This window comes from Nitrospira sp. (assembly GCA_030692565.1).
Lineage (GTDB): Bacteria > Nitrospirota > Nitrospiria > Nitrospirales > Nitrospiraceae > Nitrospira_D.
On the sequence record JAUYAO010000020.1, the window covers coordinates 1 to 14,409 of the forward strand.

Genomic DNA, 14,409 nt, shown 5'->3' on the forward strand with positions numbered 1-14,409 from the left:
ATACAGCAGAAGGGCGGTCATCATCGTGGGATCATACGGCGGAAACCCGCGGTCTTCGGTGTAGGGCGTCAAGAGCGCCGACACATCCAGCGACTCGCGAACCAAATCCCGCACGAAGTGAGCCAGATGCCCAGCGGGCACCAGCTCCTGCACGGACGGAGGGAGCAGTACCGGCTGATCGACGTCCCAGGATTTGAATGTTTTAGCCATGCCGCCTAGAAACCACAATGCCCGCTGCCTGTCCAGTCCAAAATGCACATTACTCGGACAGGCTCCTAGTGGCGCATCTGATATCTGACTGGTACACTAAAAGTACGTACTCACACAGAAGGCAGACATTGCCTTGCGCAAGAGCTGATATAGAAGCCCCGTGCCGGGCCTCACTCTTGGGCTTGCCATTCGGCTCGTTGCTCACCAAGACAATGCCGACCTCTTCACAAGGAGGTGTTGGCATGGCGTCAAAAATCTACATCAGCGGGTTTCCTCCCTCGTATACCCAGGGACAGCTCCGCCAGATCTTCATCCCGTTCGGGAAGGTGGAGTCGGTGCAAGTCCTGCGGGATGCGCGAGGGTATTTCGTCGGGGTCGTGCAAATGTCCTCGCCCGAAGAGGTGGAACATATCTTCGGGGCGCAACAGGTCTTCAAAGTGGAGGGCAAGCACCTGGACATCTGGGAACCCCCGGAGACAGAGAACGCATAGAACTGACCGGGCGCGATATGCGCGGCGCGGTGATCACTCTTGCCCTCTTACGGACTCGCAGGGAAAAGGCCGCACTGTAGGAGAGGAAGGTCGGGAACGCACAGTTCTGAATGCAGAAACGGCGGCGTGACGGAAGACCTCTCCCTCGACTCAGCGGCGGAGGCAAGAAAGAGGCGCGACCCAACCAGCCGGGCGATCGATCGCTGCAGCCGCACCCATGTCACCTGCCCCTTGGAAGCCACCACAATCATCTGCTGAAGCTGCGGCACAGTCGTGAGGGCAATACGTAACAAAAGCGAACGCCCTGAAAGACGTGAGTACGGACTATCCTGTCAGCTCATCAATACAACCAATTCCTCTGTTTCAGACACTCTCGCCGTTGCATTTTTGACTGGCCCGGTCTATATAGTCACGCATGAACGCTGAACAGATGGAAGAGATCAAACGTCATTTTGGCGTGGTTGCCGAATCACTCAGGAGCGATATCCGACAGGTCGCTGAAGGCCACGCCACGATCCGTCATGAGTTACAGGAGCATCGCGGCGAGATGCGAGATGAATTCAAAGAGATGCGGGCACTGATGCGACTGTCCTTCTCTCAAATCGACCAGCGCATTCGAACACTCGAATCGGATCTGACGACACTCAAAGCCCGTGTCGATCGCATCGAAACCAGCCGGGCATAGTCCTCCTCAATTTCATTTCCCCGCTTCACGAACGACGAAAGTCGGTATTACCGGACGCAAGCATACTTCCTAGGCACCTACCGACTCTGGAAGAAGAAATACGCCGCGGCAGCGGTAAAGATCAGCGCGACAAGGAGCCCGCGCTTTAGCTTCCGCCGCAGTGATGGTCGGGAGCGGATGTAGGCGCCCACCAAATCCTTGGCCTCTTTCAGACCAAGATTCCGCTCTGCACGCACGACCTTAATCGCCGCAATCACATCGCCCCGCCACAACATCTCGACTGCCGCGTTGGAAAGCGAGGACGACTGAGTCGAGTCGGTTGTCATACAAGCGGTCCTCCCGCCATGCGGACCTTACAATTTACGTAGCCTGGGCACTACCCTTCAGCTCCCCGAGCAACTTCCAGCCTCGTGCCCTCATCGCCGGCGTTCCACTGACCGTCAGATGCTGCAACTGCCGCAGCAGAGCAGGCCGAAGATCCGGCGCCTGCCTAGTGAGATCGGCAAGAGCCTGCATCGTGCAGGTCTTCACGATGCTGCTGGAGTCTCGCAAGTAACCCTGAAGGATATCAGACACCCGTTGCTGTTCGCGTGTGCTCCATCGAACACGCGGCAGCATCTGGGCCACATGCCAGCGGACCTCTTTCTGATCGCACTCCGCAAGCGGACCAATCAGGTTCGATCTATAGGGGTGCAGAAATTCCGGATGGACAACCGTAATCTTTTCGACGGCATCTGCCGCCCTCGCCCGCACAACCGGATCCTCCACAAGCAGCCCTCTGAACAGCTCGCCGAACTGCGTCGGATCGACGAGCACTTCTGAGACGACTTCGTTGGACCGTCCGATCGACCGGCGATCACCGCCTTCAAGCTTGCGCAAGATTGATGACGTCACCATCGCCATCGTTCGCGCTCCGTTGACCGCTAGGGACGAAAGGGCTGCACATCACCTGACTTGCGCAACATCTTATTCACCTCGTCAAGATGCAACTCTTCGCCAACGATCATCTCCCGCGCATATTCTTCCAACAAGACGGACTTTCCTTCGGCGATTTTCAGCAGCTCGTAATAGGCGGCAACCGCCGCCTTTTCGTGGTCCAAGCTTTCCCGCAGGATATCCCCCACATCATGCTTTTCGGTTTCCAAGAGCGTCCCGATTTTCAGCGACGGGTGGCCGCCCAGCAATGTCACCAGTTCCCCGGCCTTATGCGCATGGGCCAGACTCTCGTCGGCGTTCCCCTTCAGCCAGGACACGATCGGAATACGGTTATAGCCGTAGACCATCAGAGAGTAGTGCATATAGCGGACGACGCCCGCCAACTCATGCTCCATAATCTTGTTGAGAATCCCGACGGCGCGTTGCGTATCTTGATCGTTCATCTACTGCCTCCTGTTATGCCAGACGTTCACGTACGAAGATGTTGCCAATGGCGTCGCACCGCAACCTGTCTGTTGCCGTAGAGCACGACACCATTCGCCATTCACTACAAGGGAAGTCTACTGGAAAGCCCCATGGGGATCCACCTCTTCCAGGTCGTTCGAGAGTGGGAAGGATTGAGGGCCTCGCTGAGGAAATCGCGGACATAAATCGGCGCGCTGTAAGAAAAGAGCGGGACCAGATCGGAATTCCCACACAGGCTAAGCGACTGCCGGCAGCTGGACCGGTCAACGCCAAGCGGCTCGATGCATCAATCGCTGGCATCACGCACAGGCGACAATCAAGTATGGACTCCCGGCCCATTTTCTTGCTCCTCGCCCAATTCCGCGATTCGGATGTTCCATCAACGGCGAGGCAGGCAAGGCCAAGACAGTCGGGCTAGTTGCATGCATGCAGAAATTGCAGACATCCTCAAGCCAGGCTGAAGCACCAGACCCCTTGGCAGACTCATGAGGCGCAGCATGCGTGAAACTCAAGACAGTTGCTGCCCCCATGTCCAGGTTCGTTCATGCCCCAAATCAAAACGTCCAAATTGGCTTGGTCCCTTTGACGTAGCCCAAGAGGATGTCTCTGCGAGAGACGATGCCGGCCAGCTTCCCTTCGGCGTCGATTACGGCAACCCGGATCAGATGTTTGCTTTGCAGCAGATTCATGACCTCCATGACTGGCGTTTCCCCGGTCACAGAAATCGCCCCCTTCGTCATGATGTCCCCAGCCGTGACCGAGGACAGTTCCTTGCCTTCCGTGATGACCTTCAGCAAGTCGAACTCACTTACAATACCCAGCACCTTGCCGTCTTTGGCCAAAATGGGAACGCTTCCAAACCCACCTTCGGTGATCGCCGCAGCCAGCCGATCTCCCTTGGTCTCAACGTGGTAGTAGGACACCACGTCTTGCATGAAATGTTCGGCCTTGAGCGTGGTGAAATCTTTGACATTGACCATGTAATCAGCACGTCGCATACGCGGGTTCTCCTTCACGGTAGAGATGAATAGTGGCTTCTTCATGAATGCATGAAGAATTCGCTCCATCTTGCCTATTTGCGCCGATGGCACTCGGAGCAATCCAGATTGTATCTTCGCCTGATGCAGACAAGGGAGCGGTGTGATGCACCCCGTGAAGGTGAGCCTCACGGGCTAGTGTCGGTGAAACGGCCACATAGAAAGCGGCGCGAATCAGTTGAGATTCTGACGAGCGCCTCTGCCAAGAGGTGAGACTTCAAATCAAATCTAGCAGTAATGTGAGAGGCGTGCAACCAAGAAGGGCAAGGCCCCAAGTCTGAATCGTGAACAGCGCACGCGTTCCAGGATAGAAGTGGACTCTCACGAGGGGACTGGACATTGATCCGCGAAAAGAGAGCACCACTGGCAGGGCGAGACCTTCCGATTCAGGAGCCTGTCCCCTAACTGTGTCCCTTCAGCCCCAAATCATCGGCCGTCTTTGCTGACGATGTTCGTGGGAAGGCCGTCGAGGCTGAGCTGATTCTTCTCTTTCCAATACTGCTGCAACCCCTCCTCGCCTTTCTTCCCGGCCCACTCGTTCAGCAACTCGCGGTCGCCGGTATAAGAGAGATAGGGCACGGCCATCCCGCAGGAGGTTTGCACGAGATCGAGCGTCACGTCGAAGATCTGCCGCGCGCCGGGCAGCGGGGGGAACAGAGAAGAAAGCTCGCGCCATTCCGGGTCGCCCTGGTGAACGACGGTCGCCGTGCCGTAGAGCCGCAGAATCACCGGCGGCCCCTCGAAGGCGCAGAACATCAGCGTCATGCGCGGGTCCTGCTGCACATGGGCCGACGTTTCATTCCCGCTCCCGGTCACATTGAGCCACACCACGCGCCGGGGGCTGAGCACGCGCAGCGAATCCATCCCTTTGGGGGACACATTCACCCGGCTCTCTGCCGTCGCAGTCCCGACAAAGAAGATCTTCTGCTTGGCGATAAATTGGGTATGCGTATCAGAAAGTTCGTCGTATCGCTGAGCCATCGTGTTGTCCCCTCGGCGGATAGATCACTTCGATTAACGAGTAGGATTCACCCACCTGCGCGCCAAGCACCTTCACCGTCATCTTCGTCCCGCGAAAGCCGATCGACCGCCCCTCGCCGCGCTTGTCACTGGGAATCACGTTAAGCCTCACATACTCACCGAATGGACTACTAAGGCGAAGGCCATCCGATTCAGTTGCTATACATTTTCCTACTCCCAGGAGCCATCACGCAACGGCTCAAGGGATTTGAATCTCTTCTGGCTTGGAGTATACTTTGCCCATGTCTATTCACCTTCCCCTCAAAGACATGACTCTCCTGGAAAAGCTTGCAGTCATGGAATCCCTCTGGGAGGACCTCAGCAAGACTCCGGACGCCATTGAGTCGCCTGCCTGGCACAAAGATGTCCTTGAAGAACGTCGCCAGCGTACCGCTCAGGGACAATCCACGTTCTCCGACTGGGAAACAGCCAAAGCGGACATTCGCAAACGGCTGTCGTGAAAATCCAGATCCTGGATAAAGCCCAGGACGATCTCATTCACGGCTCTCTATTCTACGAAGCAAGAGAACCAGGCCTCGGCGGATAGTTCCTCGACTGCCTCTTTGCCGACATTGACTCCTTGCTGACCTACGCAGGGATTCATCCTCTCGTGTTTACCTACCACCGTTGTCTATCCAAACGCTTCCCCTTCGCCATCTACTACGACGTGAACGGAGAGATCGTGCGCGTACACGCCGTATTGGACTGCCGTCGAAACCCGTCATGGACGAGAACGCGCCTGGAAGCAGAACGTTAGCCGCGCAAAGCCGAGCGTAAACGAGCCGAGCCAGCGGGCCCTACGATTTCGAGCCCTGCACATCTTTGAGCACGACCGCCAGATTACGGAGCGCACGGGAGCCGTCGCCCGCAGACTATACCCGGCAGCCAGCAGACGATTGAGTCCTTCACATTCCATGAGGGTCAGATGGCGGTAGAGGGCCCTCTTGCGTGCCCGGTACCTTCACCGTCAACTTCGTCGCGCAAAAGTCGATGGGCCGACCCTCGCCGCGCTTGAACGCATAGGCCTGCCTATCCAGTGGAATCACGACAAACCCTCACGAGTTCTTTGAATGAGCAGAGTCAACGGTCATGCAGCGGCCCCCCCAGCCGCCTCCTCCATAAGCGCTTAGGATTGGGAGCCCTTTCCCCTTGATTCCTACTTGTAGCTCGGCAAATGACGCGGAACACGCTCCCGCAAGATCTTTACAAGCTCTGGATCCATGTACTCAAATTCATCAGGAATATCGAGACAGAGAATGCGCATGGACTTCGTAAACGCTCGGAATTTCTTCGAGAGCCTATTGCGATGCGCCTTTTCCATCACAAAGATGATATCGGCCCACTTAAGCAACTCAGGCGTCACAGGACTCACTGCATCGTTGTTCAGGCCCGCCGAAGCCACCGCTATCCCTGGCCACGACGCAAATACCTGCTCAGCAGTAGGACTACGAAGCTTATTCTGGCTGCATATGAACAAGACATTCTTCATATCCCAGGCAGTCTAATTGAGAAGTCCTAGCACCGCCAGAACGAGCCAACGGGAAAAGACACCGCAGTCTATTTGGTGTGCTGGAACAAGCAGGACATAACCTTGCTACGCTCGCAATACTCATGGTTCCCTGTAGTCAGATCGAACATCGGTAATCCGCCGGAGAAGTCGTACGCGTATATTTCCCCCTGATCCCCAGGATTTAGAAACCCATAGTTGGGGGATAGCCAGCCTCGAGACGATACGCTCCGTGGAATCGACTCAATCTGCTCTGAGGAATACAGCCCTTCAAGCTCATACGCACGAACCAGTTGGCCGTTGGCCCGGTAGATCGCAACAACTTTTCCATAGCCCGCATTGTGCCAATTGTCGAACGTCCCCATATAGCCAAGATTGCTGACCAAGATATGCGCCGGAGCCACAGGATTCTGCAAAGGCACATCTGCGATTAACTGGTAGGATCGATCCGGCTGCTTCTGATAAAACTCCCCGCGTGCATAGGCCCCTTTCTTTGACTCCGCAAAGCCGAATGTATCGCCCAGGCTTTCACCTGGAACAACCCGGACGAGGTATTGGCCATTATCGCTTAGCGCGTGCAGTGGAACCGGAGCCGGCCATTCATCCGCAGAAGCCAAGCAGGGCCAGACCGCCAGAAGTAATCCAAGCGCCAAGCCAGCTCTCATCACGACATCCCCTTTTGTTTCACTCAACAGATTTATCGTATCGAACCCCTAGAAACCAAAGATTGTAGCGAAGAAAAGCGAGGTAACGACTCACCCACTCATGCGAGCTACTGACATGCTTTGATTTCAGGTTCGCCGACAGCCAACACTTCTATGATTTTGTGGTCCGTCGCAATCACAAAGTGCTGACACTGCGGCAGAACGGATCCCATCACACCCTCGTTCTGCATATCCTTGATCCACACACTATCTTGGACCTTGAAAGCTCTGGCGTCTGTCTTTCCCTCAATCTGGTAAATGCTGAAATAGAATGACTCCGACGAACTTTTAAAACCAGCCACTCGCTTCCAATAGACCAACCACTGCCGGGATTCCTCATTTCTCCCAATTGGGCTCCCTGAAATCTTCACTTCACCAATCTGAATAGTTTCCTCATGATTCGCAGCGACATGTTCAACCAGCCGCAGCAGCAGGTCTTCACCTTCACCTGACTGAATAGCCTCGCAGACAAGGGATCTCACATCTCCAAATGGTGTAGGCCAATCAAGCTTATTCATAAGGCAGCACCCAACCCCGCGAGCATCGACCGACCCTCGCCGCGCTTGAGCACATACCTAAACGTATCAGGTGGAATCACGGCAAACCCTCACGAGTGTTTCGAATCAGTAGTTTGAGCGAAATCTGAACGAGGCAGGATTGTGGCGAGCAGAGAAGCCGCTGTCAATCCGAGCGCCAACATCTCAACCGCTGCTAGGGGAAGAGAAGAGCCGAGAACTGAGTCAGTTCGGCTGTCCTTAACCAAGCAGGCCTTACAATTTGATGAGGCCGTTCCCTATTTCTGCCTCGTGTCCTCTTCCTGCCGAATGAATCTTGAACGAGAACCGCAGACAAGTTACTATCAACCGCCCCTTATCCCCTAGCCCGCTCCGGAGAATTCGAGGCCCTCGTGGCAGACAACCAATTCAGTCCATCAGTCGCAACTCGAGGCATACAGCTTCCGCTGATTGCGCCCCTCCGACACCCACTTCCTATTACAGCAGTTGAGCCGAAAGGCGTCGTATACACAAAGCGATGGGTCGTTGAACTACTCCTCGATCTGAGCGGCTACAGCCCGGATAAGAATCTGGTGGACAGCCTGGCAATCGAACCAGCGGCCGGGGATGGCGCGTTTCTCGCCCCCATGATTGAGCGCCTAGTGGAATCGTGCCGAAAACTGGGGCGACCGTTATCGGAATGCCAAAACTCCCTCATCGCATATGAGCTGGATGAGAAAAGTGCGGCTCGTGCGCGCACTGTCGTCCAAGATCTTCTAGTGGATCACGGAGCGAAGAGCCCACTCACAAAACAACTGGCTGAAGCGTGGATAGTAAACGGGGATTACCTCCTCGATGCCGACACAAGACAAGCCGATTTCATTATCGGCAATCCTCCGTACGTACGCCTTGAGGATATTCCAGAAGAGACAGCCTCAGTCTACCGAAGTGCGTATCCCACGATGCGCGGACGAGCAGACCTTTACGTGGCGTTCTTTGAAGCCGCCCTTCGACAGTTGAAAACTGGTGGGGTATGCGGCTTCATCTGCGCAGATCGATGGATGCGTAACCAATATGGGGCTGAACTGCGCCAACTTATTAGTACGGTGTACAGCGTCGAAATGCTCCTCAGTATGCACCATGCCAATGCCTTCGATGATGACGTGGACGCCTATCCTGCTATCACGGTGATTCGGCACGCAAAACAGCGATCAACGATTGTGGCAAGCGCCGATCAGGATGCTGAACACGTTCAGCCTGGACGATTGGCAACAACGCTCCAGACAACCAGCCAAACCATCCTGCCCCAGGGCATCCATCGAGCCGTCGTACATACATGGTTCAAAGGATCAGACCCCTGGCCCTGCCATTCGCCAGAACAGTTGGCGCTCCTCCGGCGACTGGAAGATCAATTTCCTCCTCTCGAAATGAACGCCAAAGTGGGAATCGGCGTGGCCACTGGAAACGATCGCGTTTACATTACGACAGATGCAGAGCTTGTAGAGCCGTCCCGCCTCTTGAAGCTTGCACTTGCGAAAGACCTAGCGGACGGAACGGTGCGATGGTCCGGGCACTATCTGGTAAATCCATGGAATGATGATGGACTAGTGAATCTAAAAGCCTATCCGAAGTTGCAGGCCTACTACGAGCGGCATGCCGAAGCCCTGAAGAAGCGCCACACCGCGGAAAAGAGCATCGACAAATGGTACAAGACGATTGACCGCGTCACCCACACGCTCACCCATACACACAAATTGTATATTCCAGATATCAAGAACGTCCTCGAGCCGGTCTTAGATCGTGGCGAAACATATCCTCACCACAATCTGTATTTCATTCAGTCGGATGAATGGGATCTGGAGGTACTCGGTGGCATCCTGCTGTCGAAGGTAGGGCAGTTTTTTGTCGAATCCTATGGAGTCCGCATGCGAGGCGGCTACCTACGCTTCCAAGCACAGTACCTACGCCGTATTCGCGTCCCTGCGCCCAAGTCCTTGTCCAAGATCCAGTCACATGAATTGAGAGACGCCTTCCGTCTTCGTGATAGGACTCGCGCAACCCAAGCGGCGTTGGATCTGTATGGAATCAACGCTCGCACGCTGGAGGCCGCGCTTGAACATTGACAAGAGATTGCAAGCCGCCGTCCAAAGCTACTGGAACGCTCGCAGGAAAAATAAAGAGAAACAGGTTAAGTCAGGGAAAATCGATGCCGGAACCAGAGGCGAGGTCACAGGAGGCACTCAGATGGGTGCCCTAGAGGTCTTGGTTTCTGACATTCTCTGCGAAGCCGGATTGAAGAAGGTCGATATTCGCACAAGGACCGCGCTTGAGTTACCAGGCTACTTCAGAGCCACGAAAAAGTGGGATCTCATCGTCGTCTCTGACAACGCGTTGGTCTTGGCCATGGAGTTTAAGTCTCAAGCCGGGAAATCGATCGGCAACAATGTGAACAATCGTTCTGAAGAAGCGGTGGGCAGCGCCAAAGATATTTGGACAGCCTTCCGAGAAGGCCGCTTTGGTCAAGCGCCTCCTCCATTTCTTGGCTATCTGTTCCTCTTGGAAGATCGCGACAATGTCAAAATCCCCGTTGCCAACAAGGAACCATACTTCCAGGTAGACCCTGAGTTCCGTGGCGAAGCACATTTCAAAGATACAACAGCCCTCCGACGGTATAAGGGCGTCTCCTACAGCAAGCGCTACGAACTATTGTGTCGTCGCCTGGTGCTAGAGCGGCTGTATAGTTCAGCCTGTTTCATGATGGCCACCAACTCACCAAAGACAAAGATCACACAGCCGGCTCAAGACCTCAACTTTCAGCGATTCGTGGCCGCACTACGAGGCCACGTCGTCACATTCTTGGGCAGCCGTAGTAAGTAGCTAGACCGCACGCGCTGACAAGGCAATCAGGAATGTAGAATGTCCCTGTTTTCAGCCCTTCACCGTCATCTTCGTCCCGCGAAAGTCGATGGACCATCCTTCGCCGCGCTTGTGCAAGTTGAAATGGAGTCCGGAGTCTTTTCTCGGCCAGCACAGGTCAAGCGACTCTCTAACAGCCCTTCCAAGCTCGCTCATTCTCTCTACACATGCGATCTGCTCGATCGTCGAATACGCGCGTTGAACACACATTCCAATGCTCTTTCCGAGATCGCTCGTTTATCCCCCTTGGGGATGGGATTAGTCCTCACTGTGCACGTGGCACAATCCTCTTTCACTTTTCCCCACCTTTCCCCACTTTTCCCAAAGGGAGCGGCCAAACGGTCCTTCACTGCGCGCATTGAGGGAGCACATTCTGATCGTGCGGCCTCAGCGAGCAAAAAGGACCGTTTGGCTGCTCCCTGCCCTCCGCTGACATCCCCTCCCAGGTGTGCTACAAACCCGCTATATAATGGTTGGGCTCTTCGGTGGGTACTTCCATGACAACACCTCTCCGCTTCACATCCTTTGCACGGCTCACGTTAGCCGGGGTTATCTCTAGCCTCACGCTGTCGGGCTGTCTGTCGCCGATCACGCTGAATCGCGCCGTCACTTCGTACGATGAGGCGGTGACGGATGCGGTCTCCAAGCAACTGCTCATCAACATTGCCCGCGCCCATCGCCATCAACCCATCCACTTCACCGGCGTCTCGAACATCGCCGCGACGTTCGATTTTCGCGTGAATGCCGGAGCGACCCCGGCGCTGACGGGCGATGCCAGCAAAACTCTCATGCCGGTCTTCGGCGGCAGCGTCGCGGAGAATCCGACGATCAGCATCGTGCCGATCGAAGGGGAAGAGTTCACCAAGCGGCTGCTGACGCCGTTTCAAGAAACCAAATTCACGCTTCTGCTTCGCCAGCGGTTCGACATTGATCTGTTGCTCCGGCTGATGGCGCAGGAGCTGCGCATCAAGCAGGACGGCCAGGAGGTCTCCTACCGCAATAGCCCGGCCGATAAGCCAGGCTATGAGATGTTCCGCCGCGTGGTGACGCACCTCTCGTCCATTCAGGACCATAGCCAGCTCTACGCCGAACCGCTCGTCTCCCTGCGCACCTGGACGATTCCCGCCAACGCGGTCACCGCTGAAGGCTTTCAGTCGCTGCAGAAGGACTATCTCGTCGCCTACAATCAGAAGGACAATACCTATACGCTCAAGAAACAGATCACGGGCCGCATTTTGATCACGAACTATGACCCCGCCACGCTCTCCTCCGAGGAACGGGCGCGGTTGATCGATGAGACGGATGACGGGCACCAGAACGACGTGTCGTTCGACATCCGTTCAGGACACATCGGCGGGGACTATCCGCTCAAGGGCGATTTCCGCCTGCGGAGCTTCAATACGATTCTCAACTTCCTCGGGCGCGGGCTTGAGGAAGACCCCGAATATAATGTGGAGATGGATCCCCGGACGCCGCCCGTGCATGAAAATCCCGTTCACACCATGGAACTCGTCCTATCGGACAGTGCGCCATCGGACGCCGACCTGTCGATCAAGTTCCACGGCAAGCATTACGCCGTGAGCACGACCGGGCCGCTGGCCCGCTGGAACCGCGAAGGGTTCCAACTCCTCTACCTCCTCTTTCAAATGACGGTGAGCGAAGTCCCGCGCGTGGGCGTCCCCAGCATCACGATTGCGAAGTGACGTACTGGGTGAAGGGCATGTCAACAGAAACTGAGCAATGAGTGGTGGGCCTGACGTGAGGGAAAGAACGGATGGGAGGGGATGCGTGCGCTACGGTTTCTTGGCAACGACCTTGCCATTCTCCCACACATAAATAGGCATGTGGTGCGTTCGCGCTGTGGCCCTGGCCACTTTCGCGGCTCGCCGTAGCGCCCGCCCGACGTCCTGCGCGAATGACCTGCCTTCGGCTTTTCCGTTCACTCTCTTCATGGCCCAACCTCCAATAGCTGCGGAGTATCACCGGAATTATCGTAGACCGCCCACGTATCTGCTACCGTACGATACACGGAATGGAAATTCACCCAACTTCTCTTGAACCGGCGGATGACATCGGCTCGGGGAACATCATGCCCACCTTGTCGAACGCGAGCGGCAATCCGCTGCAAAGCCAGCTCCACAGACGGCAAGGATAGAAATACCACCTCAATGCGATAGCCGCGGGCTTTCCATCGAGTCATCAGCCGGAGATAGGTCCGGCCACTCAGCGTGCTTTCAAACGCAAAATCCTCGCGCGCTTTCACTAACCGATCGAGTTCCGTGAGCACAAGACGCCCTCCTTGTCTCGCCGCCAGTTCTGGCCGGAGCGGAGAGAGGCCGCTGGCAATCAGATCCGCATTCACAAAGCGAATGACGCCCGCTTCACGCGGCAAGTATTCACGCGCAAACGTAGTCTTCCCGGCTCCGTTCGGCCCGGCAATGACAATACATCGTGGTGTTCGCTGCGATCTTGACTTCATGAGCGCATTCCCAAATCCATTCTACTTTTTTCAGGCAAGTCTCGTCTATCTTCGGTGAGACCGCGGCTCCCGCCCTCCCTTCCGAGGGCGCGCGGTGGGGCCGTTCGATTAGTGCTGAGTCCTGGGTTCTGAGTGCTGGGGCGGGTGTCTTCGCTAGCGGGTTATCGGCGGAATGCGTCCTTCCCCTTAATCACTTCCGAGAGCATCTGGTCCGCCAGTTTGGCGGCAATCCGCCGACGGTACCACCGGCGTACCAGTCCGATCCCGACCATCGCTGTAGCGGCGGCTACCAACGCCCAACCTCATTCTTCCATAGGTTCAGCTTAGTGCAGCTTCCGGGGCTGAACAAGAGGAGGGGGTACACGGAGAAAATGGATCGGGAGTCATTCTCGCAACTCACGCCTTGAACCCAATGCGGCGGGATCTCTACGGCGGCGGAGCCATGAACTGGCGGATGGCCAACTACCTGCGTCGAGGTCTGCCTGCTTCTTCTTCCAAAACCTTGGCAATGAGGGGCTGCACCGGAGGGATGTCTTCTTGAGCCGTTTTCCACAACACCTGATAGTTCACTCCAAAATACTCATGGATGAGCTTATCGCGCATGCCCGCCATTTGCTTCCATGGCACCTTCGCGTGCCGCTTGCGTACAGATGGAGGAACTTTCTTGGCCGCTTCGCCGATAATCTCGAACGCCCTGACCACGGCATAGATGGTTTTCTGATCCTGCGCGAACTGCGCCCACGTCATACCGGCGATAAATTGGGAGATGTTCTCCGCAGCCTCTTGAATGTCGGCCACGTAATCGAGAAATTCGCGGGCGCGCGTCACAGCCCCACGACCTCGCTGAGAATTCGCCGGCCGATCAGGGGCTTGAGCGTCCCCTTCATCACCAAATCCACCTTCACGCCCAACAACTCGGACAGGTGATTTTCCAGCTCCAGAAACCTAAATAAGCCCGGCTCCTCGGCAAACTCAACGAGGACATCGAGATCGCTGTCTTTCTTGGGAACTCCCCGAACATACGAGCCGAACAGACCAAGGTACCGGACATGAAACCTGGCCCGTAGCTGAGGCAACTGGCCACGCAGTGTTTCCGTGTAACGCCGCAGCTTTCGTTGTGCGCCTAACCGGGACACACTGGCCATCTTCCGCACTCCTCACGCAATCAATTACCCCATCCCGCGCAGGCACAGCCTACGGTCTCGGCCCGATCCTGTCAACATTTCCACTGCGCGCATCCGACCTTCCGAACAAGCTCATTTTCCTCTCAGGGGCAGCCAGGTCGATCCTCAACTGCGCGCGGCACATTCCTCTTTCACCTTTGCTTACTTTTCCCAAAGGGAGCCGCCGGATGGTCCTTCACTGCGCGCATCGAGGGAGCACATTCCGATCGTGCGGCCTCAGCGAGCAAGAAGGATGGTCTGGCTGCTCCCCTCCCGCTTCTGAGGCCGCGCGTTCCGTAAGC

The 14,409-nt window shown here is 56.0% G+C and carries 20 protein-coding genes; 6 read left to right on the plus strand and 14 right to left on the minus strand.

What is annotated here, in order from left to right; translation table 11 throughout:
- Positions 1 to 210, minus strand: a 210-nt coding sequence (locus tag Q8N04_04545) for an IS5/IS1182 family transposase (GenBank protein ID MDP3089921.1), incomplete at its 3' end; no start/stop codon positions are given.
- 242 nt (positions 211 to 452) lie between these two features.
- Between Q8N04_04545 and Q8N04_04550 the strand changes: the two genes are divergently transcribed.
- Both Q8N04_04550 and Q8N04_04555 read left to right on the plus strand, forming a co-directional pair.
- A complete protein-coding gene (locus Q8N04_04550) occupies positions 453 to 701 on the plus strand; it encodes an RNA-binding protein (GenBank protein MDP3089922.1) in 249 nt (82 codons plus the stop codon).
- A 415-nt stretch (positions 702 to 1,116) separates the two neighbouring features.
- Complete coding sequence (locus Q8N04_04555) at positions 1,117 to 1,386, plus strand: hypothetical protein (GenBank protein MDP3089923.1); 270 nt, start codon at positions 1,117 to 1,119, stop codon at positions 1,384 to 1,386.
- A 77-nt stretch (positions 1,387 to 1,463) separates the two neighbouring features.
- On the opposite strand, the gene Q8N04_04560 is transcribed toward Q8N04_04555, so the two are convergent.
- The 5 genes from Q8N04_04560 to Q8N04_04580 all read right to left on the minus strand — a co-directional run bounded on the left by Q8N04_04560 (position 1,464) and on the right by Q8N04_04580 (position 4,805).
- Entirely contained in the window at positions 1,464 to 1,712 is a 249-nt protein-coding gene (locus Q8N04_04560; protein MDP3089924.1) for a hypothetical protein, read from the minus strand.
- A 34-nt stretch (positions 1,713 to 1,746) separates the two neighbouring features.
- On the minus strand, positions 1,747 to 2,289 hold the full coding sequence (locus tag Q8N04_04565; protein MDP3089925.1) for a hypothetical protein: 543 nt from the start codon (positions 2,287 to 2,289) through the stop codon (positions 1,747 to 1,749).
- A gap of 20 nt (positions 2,290 to 2,309) precedes the next feature.
- Entirely contained in the window at positions 2,310 to 2,765 is a 456-nt protein-coding gene (locus Q8N04_04570; protein ID MDP3089926.1) for a ferritin-like domain-containing protein, read from the minus strand.
- Between the two features lie 576 nt (positions 2,766 to 3,341).
- On the minus strand, positions 3,342 to 3,785 hold the full coding sequence (locus tag Q8N04_04575) for a CBS domain-containing protein (GenBank protein MDP3089927.1): 444 nt from the start codon (positions 3,783 to 3,785) through the stop codon (positions 3,342 to 3,344).
- Positions 3,786 to 4,250: 465 nt separating this feature from the next.
- The gene (locus Q8N04_04580) at positions 4,251 to 4,805 is read right to left on the minus strand and encodes a pyridoxamine 5'-phosphate oxidase family protein (GenBank protein ID MDP3089928.1); all 555 of its coding nucleotides are present in this window, start codon (positions 4,803 to 4,805) and stop codon (positions 4,251 to 4,253) included.
- Between the two features lie 281 nt (positions 4,806 to 5,086).
- Here Q8N04_04580 and Q8N04_04585 point away from each other — a divergent pair, with 281 nt between their 5' ends.
- The gene (locus Q8N04_04585; GenBank protein MDP3089929.1) at positions 5,087 to 5,305 is read left to right on the plus strand and encodes an addiction module protein; all 219 of its coding nucleotides are present in this window, start codon (positions 5,087 to 5,089) and stop codon (positions 5,303 to 5,305) included.
- Positions 5,306 to 6,000: 695 nt separating this feature from the next.
- Here the strand turns inward: Q8N04_04585 and Q8N04_04590 are convergent.
- The 3 genes from Q8N04_04590 to Q8N04_04600 all read right to left on the minus strand — a co-directional run bounded on the left by Q8N04_04590 (position 6,001) and on the right by Q8N04_04600 (position 7,573).
- A complete protein-coding gene (locus Q8N04_04590; protein ID MDP3089930.1) occupies positions 6,001 to 6,246 on the minus strand; it encodes a hypothetical protein in 246 nt (81 codons plus the stop codon).
- Between the two features lie 155 nt (positions 6,247 to 6,401).
- Complete coding sequence (locus Q8N04_04595) at positions 6,402 to 7,016, minus strand: hypothetical protein (GenBank protein ID MDP3089931.1); 615 nt, start codon at positions 7,014 to 7,016, stop codon at positions 6,402 to 6,404.
- A gap of 107 nt (positions 7,017 to 7,123) precedes the next feature.
- Positions 7,124 to 7,573 carry a hypothetical protein gene (locus Q8N04_04600; GenBank protein ID MDP3089932.1) on the minus strand — a complete coding sequence of 150 codons (450 nt, stop codon included), beginning with the start codon at positions 7,571 to 7,573 and terminating at the stop codon, positions 7,124 to 7,126.
- A 389-nt stretch (positions 7,574 to 7,962) separates the two neighbouring features.
- Here Q8N04_04600 and Q8N04_04605 point away from each other — a divergent pair, with 389 nt between their 5' ends.
- From Q8N04_04605 to Q8N04_04615, 3 genes are all read left to right on the plus strand, one after another.
- Positions 7,963 to 9,672, plus strand: a complete 1,710-nt coding sequence (locus Q8N04_04605; GenBank protein MDP3089933.1) for an Eco57I restriction-modification methylase domain-containing protein — start codon at positions 7,963 to 7,965, stop codon at positions 9,670 to 9,672.
- Positions 9,629 to 10,426 (plus strand): PaeR7I family type II restriction endonuclease, encoded by a 798-nt coding sequence (locus tag Q8N04_04610; GenBank protein ID MDP3089934.1) that lies wholly within the window; start codon positions 9,629 to 9,631, stop codon positions 10,424 to 10,426. Before Q8N04_04605 ends, Q8N04_04610 begins: the two co-directional genes overlap by 44 nt.
- A 536-nt stretch (positions 10,427 to 10,962) precedes the next feature.
- Entirely contained in the window at positions 10,963 to 12,168 is a 1,206-nt protein-coding gene (locus Q8N04_04615) for a hypothetical protein (GenBank protein MDP3089935.1), read from the plus strand.
- A 90-nt stretch (positions 12,169 to 12,258) separates the two neighbouring features.
- Here Q8N04_04615 and Q8N04_04620 read toward each other — a convergent pair whose 3' ends face one another.
- From Q8N04_04620 to Q8N04_04640, 5 genes are all read right to left on the minus strand, one after another.
- Positions 12,259 to 12,417 (minus strand): hypothetical protein, encoded by a 159-nt coding sequence (locus tag Q8N04_04620; protein ID MDP3089936.1) that lies wholly within the window; start codon positions 12,415 to 12,417, stop codon positions 12,259 to 12,261.
- Positions 12,414 to 12,944, minus strand: coding sequence for a zeta toxin family protein (locus Q8N04_04625; GenBank protein ID MDP3089937.1), 531 nt, complete (start codon positions 12,942 to 12,944; stop codon positions 12,414 to 12,416). The genes Q8N04_04620 and Q8N04_04625 overlap by 4 nt, the downstream gene beginning before the upstream one ends.
- Before the next feature lie 161 nt (positions 12,945 to 13,105).
- A complete protein-coding gene (locus Q8N04_04630) occupies positions 13,106 to 13,237 on the minus strand; it encodes a hypothetical protein (GenBank protein MDP3089938.1) in 132 nt (43 codons plus the stop codon).
- 169 nt (positions 13,238 to 13,406) lie between these two features.
- Entirely contained in the window at positions 13,407 to 13,772 is a 366-nt protein-coding gene (locus Q8N04_04635) for a DUF86 domain-containing protein (GenBank protein MDP3089939.1), read from the minus strand.
- Positions 13,769 to 14,089, minus strand: a complete 321-nt coding sequence (locus Q8N04_04640) for a nucleotidyltransferase family protein (GenBank protein MDP3089940.1) — start codon at positions 14,087 to 14,089, stop codon at positions 13,769 to 13,771. The genes Q8N04_04635 and Q8N04_04640 overlap by 4 nt, the downstream gene beginning before the upstream one ends.
- Between the last annotated feature and the right edge of the window lie 320 nt (positions 14,090 to 14,409).